This is a genomic window from Salmonella sp. SAL04214, from assembly GCF_046550615.1.
Taxonomy (GTDB): Bacteria; Pseudomonadota; Gammaproteobacteria; order Enterobacterales; family Enterobacteriaceae; genus Salmonella; species Salmonella enterica.
This window is the reverse complement of sequence record NZ_JBGDXT010000006.1, coordinates 130,680-155,075: the sequence shown is the minus strand read 5'-3', so window position 1 is coordinate 155,075 and position 24,396 is coordinate 130,680. Positions and strand designations below refer to the sequence as shown.

At 53.7% G+C, this 24,396-nt stretch carries 24 protein-coding genes and 2 pseudogenes; 14 read left to right on the top strand and 12 right to left on the bottom strand.

The window, feature by feature from the left end; all coding sequences use genetic code 11:
* Window position 1 precedes the first annotated feature (1 nt).
* Window positions 2–892, top strand: a complete 891-nt coding sequence (gene cyoE / locus ACLJQD_RS12575; RefSeq protein WP_000971352.1) for a heme o synthase — start codon at window positions 2–4, stop codon at window positions 890–892.
* A gap of 81 nt (window positions 893–973) precedes the next feature.
* Here cyoE and ACLJQD_RS12570 read toward each other — a convergent pair whose 3' ends face one another.
* Together ACLJQD_RS12570 and ACLJQD_RS12565 are read right to left on the bottom strand one after the other, a co-directional pair.
* Window positions 974–2,467 carry a tetratricopeptide repeat protein gene (locus tag ACLJQD_RS12570; protein ID WP_017441702.1) on the bottom strand — a complete coding sequence of 498 codons (1,494 nt, stop codon included), beginning with the start codon at window positions 2,465–2,467 and terminating at the stop codon, window positions 974–976.
* An 11-nt stretch (window positions 2,468–2,478) separates the two neighbouring features.
* Window positions 2,479–3,990, bottom strand: a complete 1,512-nt coding sequence (locus ACLJQD_RS12565; protein WP_017441701.1) for an SEL1-like repeat protein — start codon at window positions 3,988–3,990, stop codon at window positions 2,479–2,481.
* Between the two features lie 525 nt (window positions 3,991–4,515).
* On the opposite strand from ACLJQD_RS12565, the gene ACLJQD_RS12560 reads away from it, so the two are divergent.
* The gene (locus ACLJQD_RS12560) at window positions 4,516–5,880 is read left to right on the top strand and encodes an MFS transporter (RefSeq protein WP_001000928.1); all 1,365 of its coding nucleotides are present in this window, start codon (window positions 4,516–4,518) and stop codon (window positions 5,878–5,880) included.
* Window positions 5,881–5,926: 46 nt separating this feature from the next.
* Here the strand turns inward: ACLJQD_RS12560 and ACLJQD_RS12555 are convergent, their stop codons facing one another.
* On the bottom strand, window positions 5,927–6,418 hold the full coding sequence (locus ACLJQD_RS12555) for a YajQ family cyclic di-GMP-binding protein (RefSeq protein ID WP_001138913.1): 492 nt from the start codon (window positions 6,416–6,418) through the stop codon (window positions 5,927–5,929).
* 125 nt (window positions 6,419–6,543) lie between these two features.
* On the opposite strand from ACLJQD_RS12555, the gene panE reads away from it, so the two are divergent.
* Window positions 6,544–7,455, top strand: a complete 912-nt coding sequence (gene panE / locus ACLJQD_RS12550) for a 2-dehydropantoate 2-reductase (RefSeq protein WP_000705816.1) — start codon at window positions 6,544–6,546, stop codon at window positions 7,453–7,455.
* On the top strand, window positions 7,418–8,008 hold the full coding sequence (gene yajL, locus ACLJQD_RS12545; RefSeq protein ID WP_001275809.1) for a protein deglycase YajL: 591 nt from the start codon (window positions 7,418–7,420) through the stop codon (window positions 8,006–8,008). Before panE ends, yajL begins: the two co-directional genes overlap by 38 nt.
* An 8-nt stretch (window positions 8,009–8,016) precedes the next feature.
* On the opposite strand, the pseudogene ACLJQD_RS12540 reads toward yajL, so the two are convergent.
* The 3 genes and pseudogenes from ACLJQD_RS12540 to phnW form a co-directional block, all read right to left on the bottom strand.
* Window positions 8,017–8,099, bottom strand: a pseudogene (locus tag ACLJQD_RS12540) (hypothetical protein); the annotation flags it as partial.
* A gap of 5 nt (window positions 8,100–8,104) precedes the next feature.
* Window positions 8,105–8,914, bottom strand: coding sequence for a phosphonoacetaldehyde hydrolase (gene phnX / locus ACLJQD_RS12535; protein WP_001530701.1), 810 nt, complete (start codon window positions 8,912–8,914; stop codon window positions 8,105–8,107).
* A 9-nt stretch (window positions 8,915–8,923) separates the two neighbouring features.
* Complete coding sequence (phnW, locus tag ACLJQD_RS12530; RefSeq protein WP_017441700.1) at window positions 8,924–10,027, bottom strand: 2-aminoethylphosphonate--pyruvate transaminase; 1,104 nt, start codon at window positions 10,025–10,027, stop codon at window positions 8,924–8,926.
* Between the two features lie 139 nt (window positions 10,028–10,166).
* Here phnW and phnR point away from each other — a divergent pair, with 139 nt between their 5' ends.
* The 5 genes from phnR to phnV all read left to right on the top strand — a co-directional run bounded on the left by phnR (window position 10,167) and on the right by phnV (window position 14,874).
* Entirely contained in the window at window positions 10,167–10,886 is a 720-nt protein-coding gene (phnR, locus tag ACLJQD_RS12525; protein ID WP_017441699.1) for a phosphonate utilization transcriptional regulator PhnR, read from the top strand.
* A 196-nt stretch (window positions 10,887–11,082) separates the two neighbouring features.
* Window positions 11,083–12,096, top strand: a complete 1,014-nt coding sequence (gene phnS / locus ACLJQD_RS12520) for a 2-aminoethylphosphonate ABC transporter substrate-binding protein (protein ID WP_017441698.1) — start codon at window positions 11,083–11,085, stop codon at window positions 12,094–12,096.
* A gap of 5 nt (window positions 12,097–12,101) precedes the next feature.
* Window positions 12,102–13,211, top strand: a complete 1,110-nt coding sequence (gene phnT, locus ACLJQD_RS12515; protein WP_000928787.1) for a 2-aminoethylphosphonate ABC transport system ATP-binding subunit PhnT — start codon at window positions 12,102–12,104, stop codon at window positions 13,209–13,211.
* A 2-nt stretch (window positions 13,212–13,213) separates the two neighbouring features.
* Window positions 13,214–14,074: a 2-aminoethylphosphonate ABC transporter permease subunit gene (gene phnU / locus ACLJQD_RS12510; RefSeq protein ID WP_000052716.1), complete on the top strand. Its 861-nt coding sequence runs from the start codon at window positions 13,214–13,216 to the stop codon at window positions 14,072–14,074.
* Between the two features lie 2 nt (window positions 14,075–14,076).
* On the top strand, window positions 14,077–14,874 hold the full coding sequence (phnV, locus tag ACLJQD_RS12505) for a 2-aminoethylphosphonate ABC transport system, membrane component PhnV (protein WP_000909791.1): 798 nt from the start codon (window positions 14,077–14,079) through the stop codon (window positions 14,872–14,874).
* Window positions 14,875–14,917: 43 nt separating this feature from the next.
* Here the strand turns inward: phnV and thiI are convergent, their stop codons facing one another.
* Window positions 14,918–16,366, bottom strand: coding sequence for a tRNA uracil 4-sulfurtransferase ThiI (thiI, locus tag ACLJQD_RS12500; protein WP_000668648.1), 1,449 nt, complete (start codon window positions 16,364–16,366; stop codon window positions 14,918–14,920).
* A gap of 209 nt (window positions 16,367–16,575) precedes the next feature.
* On the opposite strand from thiI, the gene xseB reads away from it, so the two are divergent.
* The 5 genes and pseudogenes from xseB to ACLJQD_RS12475 form a co-directional block, all read left to right on the top strand.
* Window positions 16,576–16,818, top strand: coding sequence for an exodeoxyribonuclease VII small subunit (gene xseB, locus ACLJQD_RS12495; RefSeq protein ID WP_001124944.1), 243 nt, complete (start codon window positions 16,576–16,578; stop codon window positions 16,816–16,818).
* Window positions 16,819–17,718: a (2E,6E)-farnesyl diphosphate synthase gene (gene ispA / locus ACLJQD_RS12490; RefSeq protein WP_000348074.1), complete on the top strand. Its 900-nt coding sequence runs from the start codon at window positions 16,819–16,821 to the stop codon at window positions 17,716–17,718.
* A gap of 23 nt (window positions 17,719–17,741) precedes the next feature.
* Window positions 17,742–19,604: a 1-deoxy-D-xylulose-5-phosphate synthase gene (gene dxs / locus ACLJQD_RS12485; protein ID WP_000006778.1), complete on the top strand. Its 1,863-nt coding sequence runs from the start codon at window positions 17,742–17,744 to the stop codon at window positions 19,602–19,604.
* Window positions 19,605–19,660: 56 nt separating this feature from the next.
* Window positions 19,661–20,635 carry an aldo/keto reductase gene (locus ACLJQD_RS12480; protein WP_017441696.1) on the top strand — a complete coding sequence of 325 codons (975 nt, stop codon included), beginning with the start codon at window positions 19,661–19,663 and terminating at the stop codon, window positions 20,633–20,635.
* A 7-nt stretch (window positions 20,636–20,642) separates the two neighbouring features.
* Window positions 20,643–20,734: pseudogene (locus tag ACLJQD_RS12475) on the top strand (hypothetical protein); the annotation flags it as partial.
* Window positions 20,735–20,738: 4 nt separating this feature from the next.
* Here the strand turns inward: ACLJQD_RS12475 and pgpA are convergent.
* The 5 genes from pgpA to ribD all read right to left on the bottom strand — a co-directional run bounded on the left by pgpA (window position 20,739) and on the right by ribD (window position 24,396).
* Window positions 20,739–21,254: a phosphatidylglycerophosphatase A gene (gene pgpA / locus ACLJQD_RS12470; protein ID WP_000154063.1), complete on the bottom strand. Its 516-nt coding sequence runs from the start codon at window positions 21,252–21,254 to the stop codon at window positions 20,739–20,741.
* Complete coding sequence (thiL, locus tag ACLJQD_RS12465; protein ID WP_017441695.1) at window positions 21,232–22,212, bottom strand: thiamine-phosphate kinase; 981 nt, start codon at window positions 22,210–22,212, stop codon at window positions 21,232–21,234. Before thiL ends, pgpA begins: the two co-directional genes overlap by 23 nt.
* Window positions 22,213–22,293: 81 nt before the next feature.
* Window positions 22,294–22,713, bottom strand: coding sequence for a transcription antitermination factor NusB (nusB, locus tag ACLJQD_RS12460; RefSeq protein ID WP_000801129.1), 420 nt, complete (start codon window positions 22,711–22,713; stop codon window positions 22,294–22,296).
* A gap of 20 nt (window positions 22,714–22,733) precedes the next feature.
* Entirely contained in the window at window positions 22,734–23,204 is a 471-nt protein-coding gene (gene ribE, locus ACLJQD_RS12455) for a 6,7-dimethyl-8-ribityllumazine synthase (protein WP_001021372.1), read from the bottom strand.
* An 88-nt stretch (window positions 23,205–23,292) separates the two neighbouring features.
* Window positions 23,293–24,396 carry a bifunctional diaminohydroxyphosphoribosylaminopyrimidine deaminase/5-amino-6-(5-phosphoribosylamino)uracil reductase RibD gene (gene ribD / locus ACLJQD_RS12450; RefSeq protein ID WP_001150218.1) on the bottom strand — a complete coding sequence of 368 codons (1,104 nt, stop codon included), beginning with the start codon at window positions 24,394–24,396 and terminating at the stop codon, window positions 23,293–23,295.

Here is a 24,396-nt window from a genome sequence, read left to right as displayed (position 1 = left end):
TATGATGTTTAAGCAATACCTGCAAGTAACGAAACCAGGCATCATCTTTGGCAACCTGATCTCGGTGATCGGGGGATTTCTGCTGGCCTCAAAGGGCAGCATTGACTATCCCCTGTTCATCTATACGCTGGTCGGGGTGTCACTGGTTGTGGCGTCGGGTTGTGTATTTAACAACTACATCGACAGGGATATCGACAGGAAGATGGAAAGGACCAAGAATCGGGTGCTGGTCAAAGGCCTGATTTCTCCTGGCGTCTCGCTGGTATACGCCACCCTGCTGGGTATTGCTGGCTTTATGCTGCTGTGGTTTGGCGCTAATCCTCTGGCCTGCTGGCTGGGGGTGATGGGCTTCGTGGTCTACGTTGGCGTGTACAGCTTGTACATGAAGCGTCACTCCGTTTACGGAACGCTGATTGGTTCTCTCTCCGGCGCAGCGCCGCCGGTGATTGGCTACTGCGCCGTAACGGGCGACTTTGACAGCGGCGCGGCGATTCTGTTGGCTATTTTCAGCCTCTGGCAGATGCCGCACTCTTACGCCATCGCCATTTTCCGCTTTAAGGACTATCAGGCGGCCAATATCCCGGTTCTGCCGGTGGTAAAAGGAATCTCAGTCGCTAAAAACCACATCACGCTGTACATCATTGCGTTTGCCGTTGCAACGCTAATGCTCACGTTGGGCGGTTATGCTGGTTACAAATACCTGGTGGTCGCTGCGGCGGTCAGCGTTTGGTGGCTCGGCATGGCGCTACGCGGTTACAAAGTGGAAGATGATAAGGTCTGGGCGCGCAAGCTGTTCGGCTTCTCTATCATTGCGATTACCGCGCTGAGTATCATGATGTCCGTTGATTTTATGGTGCCGAATTCGCAGAATCTGCTGACTTACGTCTGGTAACAAGCGTTGCTATTGAAAAAACCGCCGTGTCACAAACGGCGGTTTTTTTATCCATTTCATCAGGCAGTAACGCCCCACGAGTTATCGATTCTGAATAATATGTAAATTATCCGTTTTCAGTAAATCAACTTTTTTACCATTGATTGTTGCCGTCGCTGACTTCACGGTGAAAGTAAGTTTATGGTAATCACACAAGTCACCGTTTTTCATCAAGAGATATCCCATCGACTTAAAAGAATCCCCCATACCCTGTTCAGCACCCAGAGTATTGAGACCCAAAGGAGGAAAAGCGACCATTCTTTCGTCACTAACTCCAGCATCATTTTTTAATATCAATTCCACACGTAAGTTCGCAACATGAATTAACTTATTCGTATTGACAACAAATCCAATCTGACACAGAGGAATATTATCAATCCTGCCAAATAATCCCGCATATTTTTCTAATGTCAGCTCAGGAAGTTGCTGACTAAAATCATTACGGCGCTTTCGATCTTTTTCACAATAATCAAGATAATCGCGTTGTGTCATCTTTTTTATATAGCTGTTATCGTAATAGTGCCAGGATTGTTGGCAATCGACATCTACACTCTGGCCATTAAAATACATCTGTGCTAAATAATCAGCGGCCGCCTGTAATTCTTTCTCATAAGCTTTTTTAAAAAAATACAGCGCTTTATCGTAATCAACGTTAACCATTACGCCAGAATAGTACATACGACCTAACGTATACAATGCTTCTCCATTACCTTGCTGCGCCGCCATTTCATACCATTTCCTGGCTTTCTCTCCATCTGGTTGTAATCCCAATCCAGCGTGTTCATAAAGAAAACCTAACAGCGTCTGTGAGTCGGCATCCCCCTTCTCGGCCGAAATTCGGAGCCATTTCAGCGCTTCAGCAATATCTATCGTTTTCGTTTCATTATTAAAATACAAAGTAGAGACCAGTTTTGCCGTCTGATACGCGACCTCAGGATCACCCTCTCTCGCCCAGAGTATCGCTATCCGCGCAAGATGTGATGAGTCAAAACCTATTCGACTCAGCAGTTTTCGCTCATCTGATTGCGGGGCATAAAAATAGAAACTTAAGCCTTGAATAAAATGAGGACGAAATGAAAGGTCTCTATATGCCTCAAGTTTATTACTATAAACACTCCCAATTATACGTTCACTCACCTTTTTATCGAGATTGATATTGGATAGATTAATTTTTTCTCTAAGCTGTTTTGCTAATGTTTTCGCTTGCGTAATGTCCTTTTGGGTACCGATGCCATATTCATAGAAATAAGCTGCATTAAAGCAACCATAATCACCGTCCAAATCACAAGCCTGCTCGTAGTACTTTATTGCTTGCGGAATATCCACAGATACTGAAACACCGTACTCATAAATAAACCCCAACTCCGCCAGCGCTTGAGCATTATTATCTTTGGCTAACGCTTTTAGCTCATTTAGCGCCTGAATATCTTTCTGCGCAATACGGCTATACAACGCGTCAATATCATCACCTGCCTGGCATACCGATGCGAAAGAAAGCCCAAGCAGAAGCAAAAGATTCCATTTCCGTTTTATCATTTTTCATTCCCTTATTCTTTATCTAAAAAGCGCACACTGTCAGCTTTCAGTAAATCGACATTCTTACCGTTAATCGTTGCCGTAGCGGATTTCAGCGTAAAATGGATATCGCCGATCCCGTGACAAAAATCTTGCGTATACAGCGGGAGATCGTATGGGGTAACGAGAGGATCAACATCATGATTTTGCATATCTATCCCCAGAGTATTCAAACCGAATGGCGGAATCATTAACGTTTCCTCAGTTGCCACTCCATCATCATTTTTCAGCTCAAGCGTAATATGCAAATTCGCCATGTTACGGATTTTATCTGTGCCAATCTGAAAAATTAGTGCGCATTCTTTCGGTTTAGCCGTTATCCCGCGAGAGAAAATACTCTCTTTTTTTAGGGTTACTTTGGGTAAAGCATCCGCGTTGTTTTTTCGACTCTGAATATCCGTTGCGCATTTACTCAAAAATATTTTTTCCTCAACTTTCTTACCTACATATCGAGATGCTTTCTTGTAATACGACCAGGCTTTATCACAATCAGGTGCAGTACCTAAACCGTTATAATACATCCAACTCAACGGCATCGTTGAGCGCGAATTAGTACCATCATTTTCAACCTGCGTAAATAATGCCAGCGCTTTAGCGTAATCAGTGCACCCTGTTGCGCCAGAATAATAGATTTTACCTAGCGCAATCTGTGCATCGCTGTCACCCTGTTCAGCCGCCTGCCCATACCATTTCTGCGCTTCCTGAATGTCTGGCTTAATCCCCCACTCATCGCCCTCTCCCCCCGAATAAATACCCCCCAAGAGAGATTGGGCCTCAACGACGCCTTTTTCCGCGGCGGCGCGAAACCATTTCAACGAGGCCGGCCTGGCTTTATAAGGCTCATCCACATAATGACCAGAGAAATCATTAAGGGTGAGTAACCCCAGTTGATAATCCATTTGCGGGTCGCCATCCTGCGACCATAACGTAGCCAGCCGAAATGTTTTTTCCTGATTAAATCCGATACGACTAAAAAAAAGCGCATCGCTCTCTGGCCTATTATTTAGAAAATTAAATAGTGCATTAATAAATTCTGGTCGCTGCGATTTATCCGTATCGGCCAATACTTTTGCCGTGAAAATTTCTTGCGAAAACTTATCAATATATTCTTGCTCAATCAATAAATTATCCAGATTCATTTTCTTAGCATACTTATTGGCCTGAGCGCTATCTTTGGCCACTCCGTCGCCATACTGATAAGCATACTTCACATTATAACAGCCGTAGTTACCGCCAAGCTCACAGGCCTGCTTGTAATACTGCAACGCCTGTTCGCGATTCATCGGTACATTAAGGCCGTATTCATGGATAAACCCCAGTTCATCCAGAACCGAAGCTCTTTTTTCCACAGGCAAAGCATCAAGATCCTTCTGGGTAAGCGCAGCATATTTTACATCATCTTTACCGTTGTTCGCTGAAGCATTCACCTGGCTAACAAATAAAACACCCGCTAAAATACATAATGATAAAAATTTAATTTCCATAACGAATTCACTCCTTGAATAATATAATAAATGCGACTGCTGACGAACCTTCTGCCTGATAAACGCGCGCCATCACGCGGAAAGTTTGCTATCAGTCTCGGCGTTGTTGAATAAATCAAATTTTCAGGAGATGGACGGTTCTGATCATTGCCATCGTTTCAGAATCGGCTTCCTATGGCAAAGCAAAAGTTTAAAGTCACCCACCGGCCAGCAGCGCGGTTCGCTGACAGTCTGGCTTGACGAGTTCTGCTATTGCGACATGGAGCAACAGCGCACACAGCCTGAAGGCCGTGGCTAACCGCTACACTATACTGAGATGGCTCAGATAGCCACTACAGCTCAAGGAGATCGGAATATGAATGAGCACAAGGCTATGCTGACTCTCCCGATCGCCCCTATCGTGTTAACAATTTATCTCTTTTTTAGCTCAACTGTTTCAAAAACATAATATTTGCTAATTAACCCTCTATTTACCCGACACACTCCCCGCACTACACTACTCCCAGCTTTTATACAGAGGTGGCAATGAACGATTATAAAATGACGCCAGGGGAGCTGCGCGCCACATGGGGTTTAGGGACCGTCTTTTCGTTGCGTATGCTGGGCATGTTTATGGTTCTACCAGTACTGACCACATACGGTATGGCGCTACAGGGCGCCAGCGAAGCATTAATCGGCATTGCGATCGGCATTTACGGGCTGGCGCAGGCTATCTTTCAAATTCCCTTTGGGCTGCTGTCCGACCGCATTGGCCGTAAGCCGCTGATTGTCGGCGGACTGGCGGTATTTGTCGCGGGCAGCGTCATTGCCGCGCTCTCTCACTCAATCTGGGGCATTATTCTGGGGCGAGCGCTACAGGGGTCCGGCGCTATTGCCGCCGCCGTCATGGCGCTCCTGTCTGATCTCACCCGAGAGCAAAACCGTACCAAAGCGATGGCGTTTATCGGCGTCAGCTTTGGTATCACCTTCGCGATTGCGATGGTATTAGGGCCGATCGTTACCCATAGTCTGGGATTGAACGCGTTGTTCTGGATGATCGCCGCCCTCGCCACCCTGGGCATTATTTTGACGATCTGGGTGGTTCCCAACAGTACCAACCATGTGCTGAATCGCGAATCCGGGATGGTCAAAGGCAGCTTCAGTAAAGTGCTGGCGGAGCCGAGGCTGCTCAAGCTCAATTTCGGCATTATGTGTCTGCATATTTTATTGATGTCCACCTTTGTCGCCCTGCCCGGCCAGCTTGCCGATGCCGGTTTCCCTGCCGCCGAACACTGGAAGGTGTATCTGGCAACTATGGTGATCGCCTTTGCCGCCGTCGTGCCTTTTATCATCTATGCTGAAGTCAAACGGCGGATGAAGCAGGTATTCCTGTTCTGCGTGGGGCTCATTGTCGTCGCAGAAATCGTGTTGTGGGGAGCGGGCCAACATTTCTGGGAGCTGGTGATTGGCGTACAACTCTTTTTCCTCGCCTTTAATCTGATGGAGGCGCTGCTGCCTTCGCTTATTAGCAAAGAATCGCCCGCGGGGTATAAAGGAACGGCGATGGGCGTCTATTCTACCAGTCAGTTTCTTGGCGTGGCGCTTGGCGGCTCGCTGGGCGGCTGGATAGACGGCACGTTTGATGGGCAAACCGTTTTCCTTGCCGGGGCCGTACTGGCGATGGTATGGCTGGCGGTGGCAAGTACCATGAAAGAGCCGCCCTATGTCAGCAGCCTGCGTGTGGAAATTCCAGCGGATATCGTTGCTGACGACAGACTAAAACAGCGACTGTTGGCAATGAAAGGCGTAAGCGAAGCGCTGATCGTGGCGGAAGAGCATTCCGCTTACGTCAAAATCGACAGCAAAGTGACCAATCGCTTTGAAGTTGAACAGCTTATCAGCAAAGGATGAATGCTGTATTGCCGGATGGCGGCGAGGCTCTATCCGGCATAACAACTTAATCGCGGAAGTTTTTGAACTGGAACGGCTGGCCCAAATCGCCGCCGCGAACCAGCGCCATTACCGATTGCAGATCGTCACGTGATTTGCCTGTCACGCGAATCTCTTCCCCCTGAATTTGCGCCTGCACCTTCAGTTTGCTGTCTTTAATCAGCTTGACGATTTTCTTCTGCACGGCGCTTTCAATGCCCTGCTTCAGCTTCGCTTCCACATACCAGGTTTTACCGCTATGCACGAACTCGTCCGGTACATCCAGCGAAGCGCCTTCAATACCGCGTTTAAGCAGCTTGGCGCGCAGAATATCGAGCAACTGATTGACCTGGAAATCGGACTCGCTCAGCACCTTGATGGTTTTATTGGCATCGTTCAGTTCAATAGTCGCCTCTACGCCACGGAAGTCAAAACGAGACTCAACCTCGCGAACCGCGTTATCCACGCCGTTACGCGCTTCCTGCAGATCAACTTCAGAAACAATATCGAAAGATGGCATCTTTTCTTCTCCCTTCATTTTCGTTGCGTTGCATAATACCTGCAACGAGGCTTAACGAGAAGCTTAGCTGATGACGCTATAATTAGCGCCATAACACCTGGCGCTGTTGCAGGTGAGGAGGAACAATGAAAATTACTGTACTGGGATGCGGAGCCTTAGGACAACTTTGGCTTTCGGCACTGTGCAAACACGGACATGACGTACAGGGCTGGCTACGGGTGCCACAACCTTATTGCAGCGTAAATCTGATCGATACCGATGGTTCCTTTTTCAACGAATCACTGACGGCAAACGATCCGGATTTTTTGGCGAAGAGCGAACTGTTATTAGTCACGCTGAAAGCGTGGCAGGTTTCCGACGCAGTACGAACTCTGGCGTCAACCCTACCGGTGACGTCGCCTATCCTGCTCATTCATAATGGAATGGGAACCATAGAAGAACTGCAAAATATCCAACAGCCGATGTTGATGGGGACTATCACCCATGCTGCGCGCCGCGACGGTAATATCATTATTCATGTCGCTAACGGTACTACGCATATTGGCCCGGCACGCGAGCAAGACGGCGATTACAGTTATCTCGCCGATATCCTGCAGGGGGTACTGCCCGATGTCGCCTGGCATAACAATATCCGCGCAGAGATGTGGCGCAAACTGGCGGTCAACTGTGTTATCAACCCGCTCACCGCGCTTTGGAACTGCCCGAACGGCGAGCTGCGCCATCATACTGATGAAATCAACGCGATTTGCGAAGAGGTCGCCGCCGTGATTGAACGTGAAGGCTACCACACATCGGCAGACGATTTACGCTATTATGTTGAGCAAGTGATTGACAGTACGGCAGAAAACATCTCATCCATGTTGCAGGACGTGCGTGCCATGCGCCATACCGAAATTGACTACATCACCGGTTATTTACTCAAGCGCGCCCGCGTGCACGGTCTCGCCGTTCCGGAAAATAGCCGCCTGTTTGAAATGGTAAAGCGAAAGGAGAGTGAGTATGAGCGCTCAGGCACTGGTATGCCTCGCCCCTGGTAGTGAAGAGACCGAAGCGGTCACCACTATCGATCTGCTGGTTCGCGGCGGAATCCACGTCACTACCGCCAGCGTCGCCAGCGATGGCAACCTGACGATTGTCTGCTCGCGCGGTGTAAAGCTACTGGCGGATGCGCCGCTGGTTGAAGTTGCCGACGGCGATTATGACATCATCGTGTTGCCCGGCGGAATTAAAGGCGCCGAGTGCTTTCGCGACAGCCCGCTGCTGGTCGAAACCGTAAAACAGTTTCACCGCTCCGGGCGCATTGTCGCAGCCATTTGCGCCGCAGCCGCTACAGTGCTCGTGCCGCACGATATCTTCCCTATCGGCAATATGACCGGTTTTCCGGCGCTGAAAGATAAGATCCCCGCCGAACAGTGGCAGGATAAGCGTGTGGTGTGGGATGCGCGGGTAAAATTATTAACCAGCCAGGGACCGGGTACCGCTATCGATTTTGGCTTGAAAATCATCGACCTGTTGGTTGGTCGTGAAAAAGCGCATGAAGTGGCTTCGCAACTGGTGATGGCGGCGGGGATTTATAACTACTACGAATAAGAATGATTGCCGGATGGCGGCGTAAACACCTTATCCGGCCTACAAAACGGTACAGTCTGTAGGCCGGATAAGCGGCAGCGCCATCCGGCAGTTATTTTACGGGCGTTCGCCCTGCGCCAGACGCGCATTAATATGCGCAATCACTCCAGGTAAATCCGCCAGTGAATCCACCACGTAATGCGCCCCGGCGGCGTACAGCTTGCTGGCCGCGTGCTCGCGGCGGACCGCAACGTCCTCTTTCGACATTGTCTGATAGGCGTCCCATGTTGCGCCGAATTCGTTACCCGATACCGCCAACCCCACCGTCCACATCCCCGCGTTAAGCCCCTCGCTAATGCCCGGCGCGGCATCATCTACCTTCACACAGTGCGCGACCGCATCAATGCCCAGCGCAATCACGTTTTGCAGCGCCATCCACGGCCCCGGGCGACCACCCGCGGCCAGGTCGTCCGTTGCCACCCAATGATCCGGACGATAACCATGCTCAGCGGCGGCAGGGACCAGGCGCTCCATCACCGCTCGTGGGTAACCGGAACAGGAGCCTATCTTAATGCCCTCGGCTCGTAGCGCCGCGATCGTGTCGATAACTCCGGCAATAGGAGAAGAAAAATCGACAACTTTAGCAATCTGTAACGGCATGAAAGCGGCGTAGATGGCATCAATATCTGCTGCGCTCATGGAGCGGCCAAACTTTGCCTGCCAGCGCGCGTCAACAGCAGGTAATTTTCCCAGCGCTTCAATGTGTTGCCATTTACCCAGCCCCATTGGCACGCGTGCTTCGGCGAGGGTGATCTCCACATCAAATGCCTGACGGAACGCCTCGACGAAAATTTGCGTCGGCGCGAAGGAGCCAAAATCGACGGTGGTGCCCGCCCAGTCGAGAATAACAGCGTGAATACGGTTCATCATGGTTCCTTATTTCGTCCAGTACATGGCGGTACGAATGGCGGTCAGCAGGGCCGTGATATCGGCGGCATATACTTCGCCAATGTTGCCGATGCGAAAGCAGTCGCTTTGCGACACTTTGCCTGGATAGATAACAAAGCCCTGCTCTTTAAGGCGGCGATAAAATTCGCTAAAGCGATACTGCGGGTCTTCCGGTGAATAAAAGGCGGTGATAATGGGCGAGTGAAGTTCGTCATCCAGCAGCGTGTTAAAACCCAGCGCCCGCATTCCGGCCACCAGGCTGCGCTGATTTTGCTGATAGCGTTGATGACGTGCCGCCACGCCACCTTCTTTCGCCAGCTCTTTCAGCGCCTGGGCAAACGCGAGGACGGTATGAGTGGGCGAAGTAAAACGCCATTTGCCGTGGTTATCCTCCATACAGCGCCACTGGGCGTAGAGATCTAACGACAGCGAGCGGGAATGCCCTTTGCACACGGCCAGTTTTTGCTCGCGGGCAATCACGAAGGCAAAACCCGGCACGCCCTGAATGCATTTATTGGCGGAGCTGATCAGATAGTCGATGTGTAATGCTGCAATATCCATGGGGATGCCGCCGAAGCTACTCATGGCGTCAACGATGTAGGTTTTGCCATAGCGATGCGCCAGAGTGCCCACCTCATCAATGGGGTTGAGCATCCCGGTGGTCGTTTCGCTATGCACCATGGCGATATGGCTGATCGTCGGGTCGGCGTTGAGGATCGCGTCGATCGCCTGCACGTCCGGGCGCGCAACTTCGCCGCAGTCGTAAGCGTGATGGGCGATACCCATAAGGCCGGCCATCTCGACCATTCGTGCGCCGTATGCACCGTTGCTGACGATCAGCACCTTATCCTGCGGCCCCAATGCGCTGCCCAGTACGGCTTCCACAGCATAGCTGCCGCTGCCTTGCAGCAGTACGGAGGTGTAGCCTTCGGAGGCCGTTGCCAGTGCGGTTAGCTGCTGGCGAATCTGTTCCACCACGCCGATATTGTAATCATCATCCCAGGTACAGCTATCGAACAACATCGCTTCTTTCACGGTACGAGAGGTGGTGAGCGGGCCAGGAGTCAGCAGCAGATAGTTACGCGAAGTCATGTTATTTACCTTTGGTCTATACCAGATTGCATTTATCATGACGATCTTTGCCGCGACGGGTCAAAGAGAAAATCGCGCTGCAACAAAAAATTCATCTCTGCTTGTATAATGGCGACAGGCAAAACGGAAGCGAGTAAGCATGAAATCTATCCCGAGCGATATCCCGCAGTACCTGTTGATCAAGGCGCAGCTTCAGGCGCGTATTCAGAGCGGTGCGTTGAAAAGCGGTGATAAACTGCCGTCTGAACGCGAACTGTGCGCGATCTTCAACACCACGCGCATTACTATTCGCGAAAGCCTGGCGCAGCTGGAGTCCAGTGGGCTTATCTGGCGCGCCGATCGTCGCGGTTGGTTCGTTACGCCGGAACGCCTGTGGCTGGATCCGACCCAGAACACCAACTTCCATAAGCTTTGCCGCGAGCAGGGGCGGGAGCCAAAAACCGCGCTACTGAGCGGCGTGTTAACCACCGTGCCTGTCGAGGTCATGGAGCCCCTCCAGCTCCAGCCGTTTGATCAAATCTATCTGCTGACCCGTCTGCGTTACGCCGATGGCCGCGCCGTGTGCTACTGCGAAAACCATTGTTTGCCCGCCCGCGTGCCTGAGCTGCTGCAGTATGATCTCAACGGCAGCCTGACCGAGGTATACGAGTCGCACTACAACCTCGTCTATACCAGCATGCATCTGTCGTTCTACCCCACCGCCATGCCTGCGCAGGCCGCACAGGCGCTGGGAGTTATGGAAGGACGCCCGGCGCTGTTGCTGCGCCGTCTGAACTACGATCAACACGGGCGAGTGCTGGATCTGGATATCGAATACTGGCGTCACGACAGCCTGCGTATTGAGGTAGATACCCACTAGCGGGTGCGCGGATGTTGGCTGCGGGCCTTATCCGGCCTGTCAATCGTATCGTCTCACGGCTATCCGGATAAGCGCAGCATCCTCCGGCGTGGACTGATTTATTTCTCTTTCATCGTTTTGTCATATAAGCCGTTTAGCGTAAAAAGCAAACCTGGTATAGGCCAGAAAATGCAACGTACGCTATGAGGCTATTACGATGAAACTTTCCCGACTTGCTCTGCTGTCTGTCTTCGCTCTCGCCAGCGCCCCGTCATGGGCGGAATCGGTGGTCACGGTGTACTCCATCGACGGGCTGCACGATGGCGATAACAGCTGGTACCAGGTGCAGTTTGGCGCATTCACCAAAGCGACCGGCATTACAGTACGCTATGTTGAAGGCGGTGGTGGCGTGGTAGTGGAACGTCTGGCAAAAGAGCGCACGAATCCACAGGCCGACGTGCTGGTAACCGCGCCGCCATTCATTCAGCGCGCCGCCGCCGAAAAGCTGCTGGCGAACTTTAACACCGACGCCGCCTCGGCTATCCCCGATGCCAACAACCTTTATTCGCCGCTGGTAAAGAACTATCTGAGCTTTATCTACAACAGCAAGCTGCTGAAAACTGCCCCGGCGAACTGGCAGGATCTGCTTGACGGTAAATTCAAAAATAAACTCCAGTATTCCACGCCAGGTCAGGCCGCTGACGGCACGGCGGTGATGCTGCAGGCTTTCCACAGCTTCGGCAGTAAAGATGCCGGTTTTGCGTATCTCGGCAAGCTGCAGGCCAATAACGTCGGGCCATCTGCCTCTACCGGCAAGCTAACCGCGCTGGTTAATAAAGGTGAAATCTACGTCGCTAACGGCGACCTGCAAATGAACCTCGCGCAGATGGAACGTAACCCGAACGTGAGAATCTTCTGGCCGGCCAACGACAAAGGCGAGCGCAGCGCGCTGGCCATCCCTTATGTCATTGGCCTGGTCCAGGGGGCGCCGCAGAGTGAAAATGGTAAAAAGCTGATTAACTTCCTGCTGAGTAAAGAAGCGCAGACTCGCGTCAGCGAACTCTCCTGGGGAATGCCGGTACGCAGCGACGTAACGCCGAGCGACGAACATTATAAGGCCGCCACTGCCGCGTTAGAAGGCGTGCAGAGCTGGCAGCCAAATTGGGATGACGTAGCCGTTTCGCTGTCGGCAGATATTAGCCGTTGGCACAAAGTGACCGAAAGCGAGTAAGCCTGATGCTGATGAAAACGACCGCCGTTCACGCCCCTGCATCGCAGGGGACATCGGGGATAGTCCTCGACTCGCTGCGCGTTGCGTATCACGGCAACGTGGTGCTTAAACCGCTCTCTTTGACGATTGAACCTGGCGAAGTGCTGGCGCTGATTGGCCCATCAGGATCTGGAAAAACGACGGTGCTGCGTGCGGTTGCGGGCTTTGTGCAACCTGCAGGCGGTCGTATTCTGATTGGCGATACGGACGTCACCCATCTGCCACCCTATAAACGCGGGTTGGCGATGGTGGTGCAGAACTACGCCTTGTTCCCGCATCTGAAAGTGGAAGACAACGTCGCTTTTGGCCTGCGTGCGCAGAAGCAGCCAAAGGCGCTAATTAATGAGCGTGTAACGCAGGCGCTGAAAACGGTTGGCATGAGTGATTACGCCGCCCGTTATCCGCATCAACTTTCCGGCGGCCAGCAGCAACGCGTGGCCATCGCCCGCGCGATTGCCGTGCGCCCGCGCGTGCTGTTGCTGGATGAACCACTGTCAGCGCTGGACGCACAGATTCGTCATAATATGGTGGAAGAAATCGCCCGTCTTCACCGTGAGCTGCCGGAACTCACTATTCTCTACGTCACCCACGATCAAACGGAAGCGCTCACCCTGGCCGATAAAATCGGCATTATGAAGGATGGTTCGCTGATTGCTCACGGCGAAACCCGCGCGCTATATCAGCATCCGCCCAATCGTTTTGCCGCCGAATTCTTAGGCCGCGCCAATATTCTCTCCGCCATCGCGCTGGGGATAACGGAGGCTCCGGGGCTGGTGGACGTCAGCTGCGGCGGTGCGGTGATTCGCGCGTTCAGCCGGGGCAGCCACCACGGTTACAACAAACTGCTGTGCATTCGTCCTCAGCACCTCAGCCTAACGCCGCGTTCGGCCTACAGCAACCGCTTCAACGCCACACTGCAATCGGTGCACTGGCAGGGCGATTTAACCCATCTGCTGTGTGACGTTGCTGGCGAAACGGTGCGGATGGTGTTGACGCATGTCAATCCGCTGCCGCGCGTGGGCGACAAGCTGGCGCTGTGGTTCGAACCGGATGATGCGGTCCTGATTGAGGTATAACCATGTCACTCATTTTACCTCTGGAAAAACCGGCGCTTAACCTACGCCCGCTGCTGTGGCTGCTGCTCCCGTTGCTGGTGCTGGCGACGCTGTTTTTCTGGCCTCTGTCGCTCATCGTTGAACAGGCGCTACGCGGTGCCAATGGCGAGATCGGGCTCGAGACCTTCCGCCAGGTGGTCGACTCGAAACGCTTTGTCGGCGCGTTGCTGAACACGTTGCAAATCGCCTTTTTCGCCACCGCCGGTTGCCTGCTGCTGGGCAGCGTGATGTCGCTGATTCTGGTGTTTATTCCTTTCCCCGGAAGCGAGTTGATTGGTCGGGTCGTCGATACTTTTATTGCGCTGCCGACCTTCCTGATTACGCTGGCGTTCACCTTTATTTATGGGTCAGCGGGTCTGCTCAACGGTACGCTGATGAGCCTGTTTGCCTTTGAGCTACCGCCGGTGGATTTTCTCTACTCAATGCAGGGCGTCATTCTGGCGGAGATCACGGTGTTCACTCCGCTGGTGATGCGGCCACTGATGGCCGCGCTGCGGCAAATTGATAAAAGCCAGCTAGAGGCAGCCAGCATTCTGGGGGCGCACCCGTTACGGGTGATTGGGCAGGTGATTTTCCCGGCGGCGCTACCGGCGCTGATGGCTGGTGGCAGCCTGTGCCTGCTGTTGACCACTAACGAGTTTGGCATCGTACTGTTTATTGGCGCGAAAGGGGTTAACACCCTGCCGATGATGGTTTACAGCAAAGCGATTCTGGAGTCCGACTATACGGTCGCCTGCATGATTGCGTTGATTAACATTGTCTTGTCGCTGGGGCTGTTCTCCCTCTATCGCCTGGCGGCATCGCGTACCGGCGTAAGGAGCTAGCCATGCTAATTTGGTCACCTAAAGGACGCGCAGCGGCGGGCGTTGTGGCTAGCGTACTGTTTATCGTGTTCTTTTTCCTGCCGCTGGCGGTGATTCTGATGTCCAGCCTTAGCCAGCAGTGGAACGGTATTCTGCCGAGTGGCTTCACGCTGAACCACTTTGTTAACGCTCTGCACGGTGCGGCATGGGATGCCCTACTTGCCAGCCTCACGATTGGCTTTTGCGCCAGCCTGTTTGCGCTGCTTTGCGGCGTTTGGGCGGCGCTGGCGCTGCGTCAATATGGGGTGAAAACGCAGAAATGGTTAAGTATGGTGTTCTATCTGCCGAGTGCGATTCCGTCAGTGTCCGTGGGCCTGGGCATTCTGGTTGCTTTCAGCCAGGGGCCATTGCAAATGAACGGCACCCTATGGATTGTGCTGACAGCGCACTTTGTGCTGATTTCCGCCTTTACCTTCAGTAACGTGTCGACCGGACTGGCGCGAATTTCCGCCGATATTGAAAACGTCGCGTCGAGTCTGGGGGCATCGCCCTGGTATCGTCTGCGTCACGTGACGTTGCCGTTATTGATGCCGTGGATGATGTCAGCGCTGGCGCTGAGTTTATCGCTCTCCATGGGGGAGTTGGGCGCGACGATGATGATTTATCCGCCGGGCTGGACGACGCTGCCGGTGGCTATCTTTAGCCTGACCGACCGTGGAAATATCGCCGACGGCGCGGCGCTGACCATTGTGCTGGTGGCCATTACGCTGCTGCTGATGATGAAGCTGGAGCGCATTGCAAAACGGTTGGGGCAGAAATAAAACGGTAGGCCGGGTAGGACATAACCGCCACCCGGCAAAGGAATTACGGACGATACACCTTCACATTGGCAAACCCCTGCTCGCGCAGATAGAGCGCCTGCAGGCGACTCATTACGCCGCGTTCGCACCATAGCAGCCAGGTTTTGCTCTGATCGAGGTCGCCAAATTTAGTGCTCAGCTTGTAGAAAGGCAGTGAAACCACGTCCACACCTTCCACTTTCAGCGGCTTGTCATCCTGCTCATCGACAGAACGGATATCCAGAATCACATCGTTGGCGCCAAAACCGCTCACGGTTTCAACTTCCACCACCTCCTGCTGGGTCTGCTGGGCGATTTCACGAATATCGACGTTGTTCGCTTCTTCTACCACCTTATCGAGAATACTGAAGTCGAAATTTTCTTCTTCGGCTTCAATTTTCGCTTTAATGGCTTTCACCGTCGGACTTTTTGAAATCACGCCACAGTATTCCGGCATCGTACGGGCAAAATCTTCCGTACCAATCTGGCGCGCCAGGTTGATAATGTGCTCTTTATCGTAAGAGATCAGCGGGCGCAGGATCAGCGTGTCAGACACGTTATCGATCAAGCGCAAGTTGGTTAGCGTCTGGCTGGACACCTGGCCCAGCGCTTCGCCGGTCACCAGCGCCTGTACGCCGTAACGTTCCGCCACTTTCGACGCCGCGCGTACCATCATACGTTTGAGCACCACGCCCATCTGGCCGTCGTCAACTTTCTCCAGAATCTCGCCGACCACCGGTTCGAAGTTAATCGCCACAAAACGCACGCGATGGGAGCTGCCAAAGCGGTTCCACAGGTAATGCGCCACCTGGCGAACGCCGATTTCATGCGCCGCGCCGCCAAGGTTAAAGAAGCAGTAGTGTACGCGACAGCCGCGACGCATCAGCATATAGCTGGAGACGCCGGAGTCAAAACCGCCGGAGATCAGCGACAGCACATCTTCCTGGGTGCCAATCGGGAAACCGCCAATACCTTCATAACGCCCTTTGATCAGCAGCAGGCGATCATCTTCCACTTCCAGATGCACCGTCACATCCGGGTTAGTGAGCTTCACGCGCGCCGATTCAATATGCTGATTTAATCCGCCGCCAACATAGCGCTCCACCTCAATGGAGCTAAACTCATGCTTACCGCGACGTTTTACGCGCACGCAGAAGGTTTTGCCTTCAAGCTGCTCGCGATACTGCGCCAACGCTTTCTCGAAAATGTCGTGCATATCGGTGAACGGCACATCTTCGACTTCAAGAATATGGTGGATCCCCGGAATGCGGGTCAGCGCGTCGCGAATCGCCAGACGCTGGTTTTCATCTTTGGCGCGAACTTCAATGTTATCCCAGTGACGGACAACCGCGAGGGTCTCATCGTAGTGCTTTAAAACGTTACGGATGTTCCCGGTTAAAATTTTTATAAAGCGCAAACGCACAGATTGGCTTTTGATAGTGATTTCCGGGAACAATTTAATGATAAACTTCATGGCGGCAATGGTTCTTTAGCAAGCTATCTAAGGCTTGTCGTGGAGAAATAGTACAGCAGCCCATACCTACGGCTGCATCCAGGCGCGGAAGTATATCACTATCACGGACATCTTGCGCATTTCCCCTTACCATTGCGCGTTATTTGCTTATCAGTGTGAGTCCGTTACCATAGACTTGTGCTGCCATTACAGAGAGTCAAACAGTCATCATGCCGAAGAAAAATGAGGCGCCCGCCAGCTTTGAAACTGCGCTGAGCGAGCTGGAACATATTGTTACCCGCCTGGAAAGCGGCGATTTGCCGCTGGAAGACGCGCTGAATGAATTCGAGCGCGGCGTACAACTGGCGCGTCAGGGGCAGGCAAAACTGCAGCAGGCGGAACAGCGCGTGCAAATTTTGCTGTCTGATAATGAAGAGGCTTCACCTGAGCCTTTTATCGCGGATAATGAGTAAATGGACTTTACGCAGCAGCTACAGGCTTGCGTAACGCAAGCGAATCAGGCGCTGAGCCGTTTTATCGCGCCACTGCCCTTTCAGAACACTCCCGTGGTCGAAGCCATGCAGTATGGCGCATTATTAGGCGGTAAACGCCTGCGGCCATTTCTGGTTTACGCCACCGGTCAAATGTTTGGCGTCAGTACGGCAACGCTGGATGCGCCAGCTGCGGCGGTCGAATGCATTCATGCCTATTCGCTGATCCATGACGACCTGCCAGCAATGGACGATGACGATTTGCGTCGCGGCCTGCCGACTTGCCATATTAAATTTGGCGAAGCCAACGCAATCCTGGCGGGAGACGCGTTGCAAACGCTGGCGTTTGCCATTATCAGCGACGCGCCGATGCCGGAAGTCGCCGATCGCGATCGTATCGCGATGATCGCCGAACTGGCGAACGCCAGCGGCATCGCCGGTATGTGCGGTGGTCAGGCATTGGATCTGGCGGCAGAAGGCCAGCGGATCACTCTGGACGCGCTGGAACGCATTCATCGCCATAAGACCGGCGCGCTCATTCGCGCCGCCGTTAGACTTGGCGCGTTGAGCGCGGGCGATAAAGGACGGAATACTCTGCCGATACTTGACCGCTATGCAGAGAGTATCGGCCTTGCCTTCCAGGTTCAGGATGACATTCTGGATGTGGTGGGCGATACTGCAACGTTAGGTAAACGTCAGGGCGCAGACCAGCAGCTTGGCAAAAGTACCTACCCTGCACTTCTGGGTCTTGAGCAAGCCCGGAATAAAGCCCGGGACCTGATAGAGGACGCCCGTCAGTCGTTACATCAGCTGGCCGCGCAATCACTGGACACCTCGGCACTGGAAGCGCTAGCGAACTACATAATCCAGCGTGATAAATAAACCCCATATCCAATGAGCTTGCGATGAGTTTTGATATAGCCAAATACCCTACCCTGGCATTGGTCGACTCCACCCAGGAGTTACGACTGTTACCGAAAGAGAGTCTGCCGAAACTCTGCGACGAGCTACGCCGCTACTTACTCGACAGCGTAAGCCGTTCCAGCGGGCACTTCGCTTCCGGGCTGGGCACGGTAGAACTTACCGTGGCGCTGCATTATGTCTACAACACCCCGTTTGACCAGCTAATCTGGGATGTTGGACACCAGGCTTATCCACATAAAATCCTTACCGGTCGTCGCGACAAAATCGGCACCATTCGCCAGAAAGGCGGTCTGCATCCGTTCCCGTGGCGCGGAGAAAGTGAATACGATGTGCTGAGCGTTGGGCATTCCTCCACCTCCATCAGCGCCGGTATCGGTATTGCCGTGGCGGCGGAGAAAGAAGGCAAAGATCGCCGCACCGTCTGTGTGATTGGCGACGGCGCCATCACCGCCGGTATGGCGTTTGAAGCAATGAATCACGCAGGCGATATCCGGCCCGACATGCTGGTCATTCTGAACGACAATGAAATGTCGATTTCGGAAAACGTCGGCGCGCTCAACAACCATCTGGCGCAGCTACTTTCCGGTAAGCTTTACTCTTCTCTGCGCGAAGGCGGAAAAAAGGTCTTCTCCGGCGTACCGCCAATTAAAGAACTGCTCAAGCGTACCGAAGAACATATTAAAGGCATGGTTGTGCCGGGCACACTGTTCGAAGAGCTGGGCTTTAACTACATCGGGCCGGTCGATGGTCACGATGTCATGGGGCTTATCAGCACATTGAAGAACATGCGCGACCTGAAAGGCCCGCAGTTCCTGCATATCATGACCAAGAAAGGCCGCGGCTATGAGCCCGCGGAAAAAGATCCGATCACTTTCCATGCGGTGCCTAAATTTGATCCTTCCAGCGGATGTTTGCCGAAAAGCAGCGGCGGTCTGCCCGGTTATTCAAAAATCTTCGGTGACTGGCTGTGTGAAACCGCCGCCAAAGACAGCAAGCTGATGGCGATCACCCCAGCAATGCGCGAAGGTTCCGGCATGGTGGAATTTTCACGTAAATTCCCGGATCGCTATTTTGACGTCGCCATCGCCGAGCAGCATGCCGTCACCTTCGCCGCAGGTCTGGCGATTGGCGGCTATAAGCCCGTCGTGGCGATCTACTCTACTTTCCTGCAACGCGCCTACGATCAGGTCATCCATGACGTCGCTATCCAGAAACTGCCGGTCATGTTCGCCATCGATCGCGCCGGTATCGTTGGCGCGGATGGACAAACACACCAGGGCGCGTTCGATCTCTCCTATCTGCGCTGCATCCCGGATATGGTGATCATGACGCCAAGCGACGAAAACGAATGTCGCCAGATGTTATTTACCGGGTATCACTATAACGACGGCCCGACGGCAGTACGTTATCCACGCGGTAATGCGCAGGGCGTGGCGCTAACCCCGCTGGAAAAACTGCCTATTGGTAAAGGCCTTGTGAAGCGTCATGGCGAAAAACTGGCGATTCTGAACTTTGGCACCTTAATGCCTGAGGCGGCGAAAGTCGCCGAAGCGCTGAACGCCACGCTGGTCGACATGCGCTTTGTTAAGCCGCTGGACGACACGTTAATTCTGGAGATGGCCGCGCAGCATGACGCGCTGGTGACGCTGGAAGAAAACGCCATTATGGGCGGCGCTGGCAGCGGCGTAAACGAAGTGCTAATGGCCCATCGTAAACCTGTACCTGTGCTGAATATCGGTCTTCCGGATTTCTTTATCCCGCAAGGAACGCAGGAAGAAGCCCGCGCGGAACTGGGGCTCGACGCCGCAGGCATTGAAGCCAAAATCAAGGCCTGGCAGGCATAATCCCCTCTTTGCTCCTGCTATGCTTGAAGAGTGACGGGTATAACAGGAGCGGAGTCATGCAATACAACACGTTAGGAAATACAGATCTTCGGGTGTCCCGCCTTTGTCTGGGCTGTATGACATTCGGCGAGCCGAGTCGCGGCAATCACGCCTGGACGCTTCCCGAAGAGAGCAGCCGTCCCATCATCAAGCGCGCCCTTGAGGGCGGCATTAACTTTTTTGATACCGCCAACAGCTACTCCGACGGCAGCAGCGAAGAGATTGTCGGTCGCGCGCTGCGTGATTTCGCCCGGCGCGACGAGGTGGTGGTAGCGACGAAAGTCTTCCATCGCGTCGGCGATCTGCCGGAAGGATTGTCCCGCGCGCAAATCCTGCGCTCTATTGACGATAGCCTCACCCGTCTGGGAATGGAGTATGTCGATATCCTGCAAATCCACCGCTGGGATTACACCACGCCGATAGAAGAAACTCTGGAAGCGCTAAACGACGTGGTGAAGGCGGGTAAAGCCCGCTATATCGGCGCTTCCTCAATGCACGCCTCACAATTTGCCCAGGCACTGGCGCTACAAAAACAACACGGCTGGGTGCCGTTTGTCACCATGCAGGATCACTATAACCTGATCTACCGCGAGGAAGAGCGTGAGATGCTACCACTGTGCTGGCAGGAAGGCGTCGCCGTGATTCCGTGGAGTCCGCTGGCGCGCGGGCGCTTAACTCGCCCCTGGGGAGAAACCACGGCCCGGCTGGTCTCGGATGACGTGGGCAAAAATTTATACGCTGAAAGCGATAAAAATGATGCGCAAATAGCGGAACGGCTGGCTGGCGTCAGCGAGGCGCTTGGCGCAACGCGAGCGCAGGTCGCGCTGGCCTGGCTACTCAGTAAACGAGGCGTCGCCGCGCCGATTATCGGCGCTTCGCGTGAAGAGCAGTTAGATGAGTTGCTGAATGCCGTTGATTTAACGCTCAAACCGGAGCAGATTGCCGAACTCGAAACACCGTACAAACAGCATCCGGTGGTGGGATTTAAATAATCCGCCATTGCCCGATGGCGCGGCGCTTATCGGGCCTGCGAAATCGACATATTGTTCGGGGATAGGCCGGATAAGGCGTTTACGCCGCCATCCGGCAAACCCTTTAAATAATACCGAGCGGCCAGTGATGACCGATAAAATACAGTATGCCGGCGGATATCACCCCGGCGACGATATCATCGATCATAATCCCCATGCCGCCGTGCACGTTGCGATCAAACCAACGGATCGGCCAGGGTTTCCACATATCCAGAATGCGGAAAATAACGAACCCGGCAGCCACCCACTGCCAGTCCGTCGTCGGCAACGCCATTAGCGTTATCCACATACCGATAAATTCATCCCAGACAATACTGCCGTGGTCGTGTACGCCCATATCTTTCGCCGTCTGATGGCAAAGATAAACGCCAATGCAGATCCCAAACATCACGACCAGCGAATAAAGCTGCCACGGCAGAAACGTCATCAAATACCAGAAGGGGATCGCCGCCAGCGAGCCCATCGTGCCCGGCACCACGGGGCTCAGCCCACTGCCAAAGCCGGTAGCGAGCAGATGCCACGGATTGCGCAAATTCAGGCGGCTTTTCGCAACATCTTTATGGCGTGGCAAAATGGTCATATCCTTTCCAGTCAAAAGTGACAGGTTCTCCGTCACGCACAAAGGAGATCCCTTCGATATCCGCCGTCATTTGCCCGATACAGGTAAACGGCACGCCCAGATGACCAAGCGCGACATCCAGCGCGCCACGGTTCAGCTCCGGGACGGTAAAGCACAGTTCATAATCTTCGCCGCCGGATAACATCCAGCGAAGCTTTTGTTCGGGATCATTGGCATGTCCCCACAGTTCTTCGGAGTCAGGCAGCGCCTCCAAATCGATTCGCGCGCCGCAGTTGCTGGCTTGAAGAATGTGACCAAGATCGGAGATCAAACCGTCGGAAAGATCGATCGCTGAACTGGCGAGATCGCGTAGCGCCTGCCCTTGTAAAATACGCGGCGTCGGGCGCAGATGGCGTTTGACCAGATAGTCGGCATCTCCCCAGCTTCCCACGCGAAAATCACCCCGTAGAATCGCCAGCCCGGCAGCGCTATCGCCCAACGTGCCAGTAACATAAATCCAGTCGCCCGGTTTTGCGCCAGAACGTTTCAGCGCCCGACCGGCTGGCACAAGGCCATGAATACCGAGCGTCATCGACAGCGGGCCGCGCGTGGTATCGCCGCCAATGAGCTGCATGTCGTAGTAATCCAGTTGTTCAAACAGGCTGTCGCTGAACGCGGCAAGCCACGCCTCATCGACGTCAGGAAGCGTGAGCGCCAGCGTTAACCATGCCGGATCGGCGCCCATCGCCGCCAGATCGCTTAAATTCACCGCCAGCGCTTTATACGCCAGATCGGCAGGATCGATATCGGGTAAGAAATGGATGCCCGCCACCAGCGTATCGGTACTGATCGCCAGGGTCTGCTTTTCAGGAATATTCAGGAGCGCGCAATCGTCGCCAATACCGGTTTCAACATCAAGACGAGAGCTTCTTACACGGTCAAAATAACGGGCAATCAGGGAAAACTCGCCACATGCCATACGTTATGCCTCAGCAGAAAAAAAGAAAAGGCCGGAGACGGCGGGTATCATCCATCGCCCGCTATCTTTCCGGCCTGTGAATCACTTTTTGTTGGGACGAATCACCGGAGCTGCTTTATCCAGTACGCCGTTGACGAATTTGTGGCTGTCTTCAGCGCCAAAGGTTTTCGCCAGTTCAATCGCTTCGTTGATGGCCACTTTATAAGGCACATCGCTGCGTTTTGACAGCTCAAACAACGCAATACGCAGCACGGCTTTTTCAACCTGTCCCAGCTCTTCAAGCAGGCGGGACAGATACGGTTTCATTAAACCATCCAGGTACGCGCTGTTAGTCGCCACCCCGGATAGCAGTTCACGGAAATAGAGAACGTCGACGTCTTTTACGTCCTGTTCCGCCAGGAACTGGTATTCAACATCAGCGATGTCGTTCTGGGACAACTGCCAGGAGTAAAGTGCCTGGACGGCACACTCACGGGCGCGGCGACGAGCAGCAGGTTTCACGGAATTCCCCTTACAAAAAATCAGGCCTTAATGGCTTTCAATACATTAATCATTTCAAGCGCGGTCAGCGCAGCTTCTGCGCCTTTATTACCGGCTTTTGTACCAGCACGTTCGATGGCTTGTTCAATACTCTCGGTGGTCAGAACACCAAAGGCTACCGGCACGCCGCTGTCCTGGGCAACGCTTGCCAGGCCATTACTGGCGCCGCCTGCCACATATTCAAAGTGCGCAGTCCCCCCGCGAATCACGGTTCCCAGCGCAACCACGGCGTCGTATTTACCGCTTTTCGCCAGCGCTTCGGTCGCCAGCGGCAGTTCATAGGCGCCAGGCACCCACACTACGGTAATATTATCATCTTTTACCTGACCAATACGCGTCAGGGCATCAACCGCGCCATCCAGCAGACTGTCGTTGATAAACTGATTGAAACGCGCAATAGTGATGGCGACACGAGCGTCAGGGGCTGCAACGTTAGCTTTAATAATGTTCATATTCTCTCTTCCAGGGTTCATTTGGCCCCGCAGGGGGGCGGATTTTATCATAATAATTTGAGCGCTGCTCCCCTTTCGACGGGAGAACTCATGCGCTCACCATATGCAGGCAAACATCCGGGCCGACATGACGTATTTCGCTGAAGGTAAATTGCGGCGCGTCGGCGAGCTTCTCAAGCCCCGGCAATTCGCATAATCCCCGCGCCTGGGTTCCCAATAATTTAGGCGCGACATAGACAATCAGTTCATCCACCAGCCCGGCTTGCAGCAACGCGCCCGCCAGTCCCGGTCCGGCTTCAACCCATATGCTATTAATCTGCTGCCTGCCTAACTGCATCATCAGCACAACCAGATCCAAATGTCCGTTGTGCGCCGGCACGCTGATAGTACGAACCGAATCGGGCCACGCGCGGCTATCTTCCTGGGTACGCGCAATCCACGTTTCGCCAGGCTGCTGCACAATACGATGCGCAGGCGTTACCCGGTTTTGGCTGTCGATAACAATTCGCACCGGCTGGCGCAGATTTTCCTGCGGGTAAGACGCCTGCGTAGAGGCGTCTAACTCCGCCCAACGCACCGTCAAGGCCGGATCGTCAGCCAATACCGTCGCGCTACTGGTTAAGATAGCGTGACTTTGCGCACGCAAGCGCTGAACGTCGCGCCGGGCCTGCGGCGAGGTGATCCACTGGCTTTCGCCGCTGGCCATCGCCGTCCGTCCATCCACGGAGGCGCCCAGTTTAAGCTGAAGATAAGGGAATCCGGTACGCATCCGCTTGAGGAAGCCTTTATTGAGCGCCTCCGCTTCACTCATCATTAACCCGTGGCTGACCGCAATACCCGCCTGTTGCAGGCGATACAGCCCGCGCCCGGCGACCTGTGGGTTCGGGTCCTGCATCGCGGCGACCACGCGCGCGACGCCGGCCGCAATCAGCGCATCACAACATGGCGGCGTTCGCCCATGATGGCTACAGGGTTCAAGCGTGACATAGGCGGTTGCGCCTTTGGCTTTTGCGCCCGCCATCCGCAGCGCATGGACCTCGGCGTGCGGCTCTCCGGCGCGATGGTGATAACCTTCGCCGACGATGTCGCCATTGTTAACAATGACACAGCCGACATTAGGGTTCGGGTGAGTGGTGAAACGTCCACGCTGCGCCAGTTTTAGCGCTCGCGCCATGTAAAACTCATCCTGCAT

Bases quoted from the DNA above. Each gene is read 5' to 3' on its own strand.
- cyoE (WP_000971352.1), top strand. From the start codon at position 2: ATGATGTTTAAGCAATACCTGCAAGTAACGAAACCAGGCATCATCTTT.
- ACLJQD_RS12570 (WP_017441702.1), bottom strand. From the start codon at position 2,467: ATGATAAAACGGAAATGGAATCTTTTGCTTCTGCTTGGGCTTTCTTTC.
- ACLJQD_RS12565 (WP_017441701.1), bottom strand. From the start codon at position 3,990: ATGGAAATTAAATTTTTATCATTATGTATTTTAGCGGGTGTTTTATTT.
- ACLJQD_RS12560 (WP_001000928.1), top strand. From the start codon at position 4,516: ATGAACGATTATAAAATGACGCCAGGGGAGCTGCGCGCCACATGGGGT.
- ACLJQD_RS12555 (WP_001138913.1), bottom strand. From the start codon at position 6,418: ATGCCATCTTTCGATATTGTTTCTGAAGTTGATCTGCAGGAAGCGCGT.
- panE (WP_000705816.1), top strand. From the start codon at position 6,544: ATGAAAATTACTGTACTGGGATGCGGAGCCTTAGGACAACTTTGGCTT.
- yajL (WP_001275809.1), top strand. From the start codon at position 7,418: ATGAGCGCTCAGGCACTGGTATGCCTCGCCCCTGGTAGTGAAGAGACC.
- phnX (WP_001530701.1), bottom strand. From the start codon at position 8,914: ATGAACCGTATTCACGCTGTTATTCTCGACTGGGCGGGCACCACCGTC.
- phnW (WP_017441700.1), bottom strand. From the start codon at position 10,027: ATGACTTCGCGTAACTATCTGCTGCTGACTCCTGGCCCGCTCACCACC.
- phnR (WP_017441699.1), top strand. From the start codon at position 10,167: ATGAAATCTATCCCGAGCGATATCCCGCAGTACCTGTTGATCAAGGCG.
- phnS (WP_017441698.1), top strand. From the start codon at position 11,083: ATGAAACTTTCCCGACTTGCTCTGCTGTCTGTCTTCGCTCTCGCCAGC.
- phnT (WP_000928787.1), top strand. From the start codon at position 12,102: ATGCTGATGAAAACGACCGCCGTTCACGCCCCTGCATCGCAGGGGACA.
- phnU (WP_000052716.1), top strand. From the start codon at position 13,214: ATGTCACTCATTTTACCTCTGGAAAAACCGGCGCTTAACCTACGCCCG.
- phnV (WP_000909791.1), top strand. From the start codon at position 14,077: ATGCTAATTTGGTCACCTAAAGGACGCGCAGCGGCGGGCGTTGTGGCT.
- thiI (WP_000668648.1), bottom strand. From the start codon at position 16,366: ATGAAGTTTATCATTAAATTGTTCCCGGAAATCACTATCAAAAGCCAA.
- xseB (WP_001124944.1), top strand. From the start codon at position 16,576: ATGCCGAAGAAAAATGAGGCGCCCGCCAGCTTTGAAACTGCGCTGAGC.
- ispA (WP_000348074.1), top strand. From the start codon at position 16,819: ATGGACTTTACGCAGCAGCTACAGGCTTGCGTAACGCAAGCGAATCAG.
- dxs (WP_000006778.1), top strand. From the start codon at position 17,742: ATGAGTTTTGATATAGCCAAATACCCTACCCTGGCATTGGTCGACTCC.
- ACLJQD_RS12480 (WP_017441696.1), top strand. From the start codon at position 19,661: ATGCAATACAACACGTTAGGAAATACAGATCTTCGGGTGTCCCGCCTT.
- pgpA (WP_000154063.1), bottom strand. From the start codon at position 21,254: ATGACCATTTTGCCACGCCATAAAGATGTTGCGAAAAGCCGCCTGAAT.
- thiL (WP_017441695.1), bottom strand. From the start codon at position 22,212: ATGGCATGTGGCGAGTTTTCCCTGATTGCCCGTTATTTTGACCGTGTA.
- ribE (WP_001021372.1), bottom strand. From the start codon at position 23,204: ATGAACATTATTAAAGCTAACGTTGCAGCCCCTGACGCTCGTGTCGCC.
- ribD (WP_001150218.1), bottom strand. From the start codon at position 24,396: ATGCAGGATGAGTTTTACATGGCGCGAGCGCTAAAACTGGCGCAGCGT.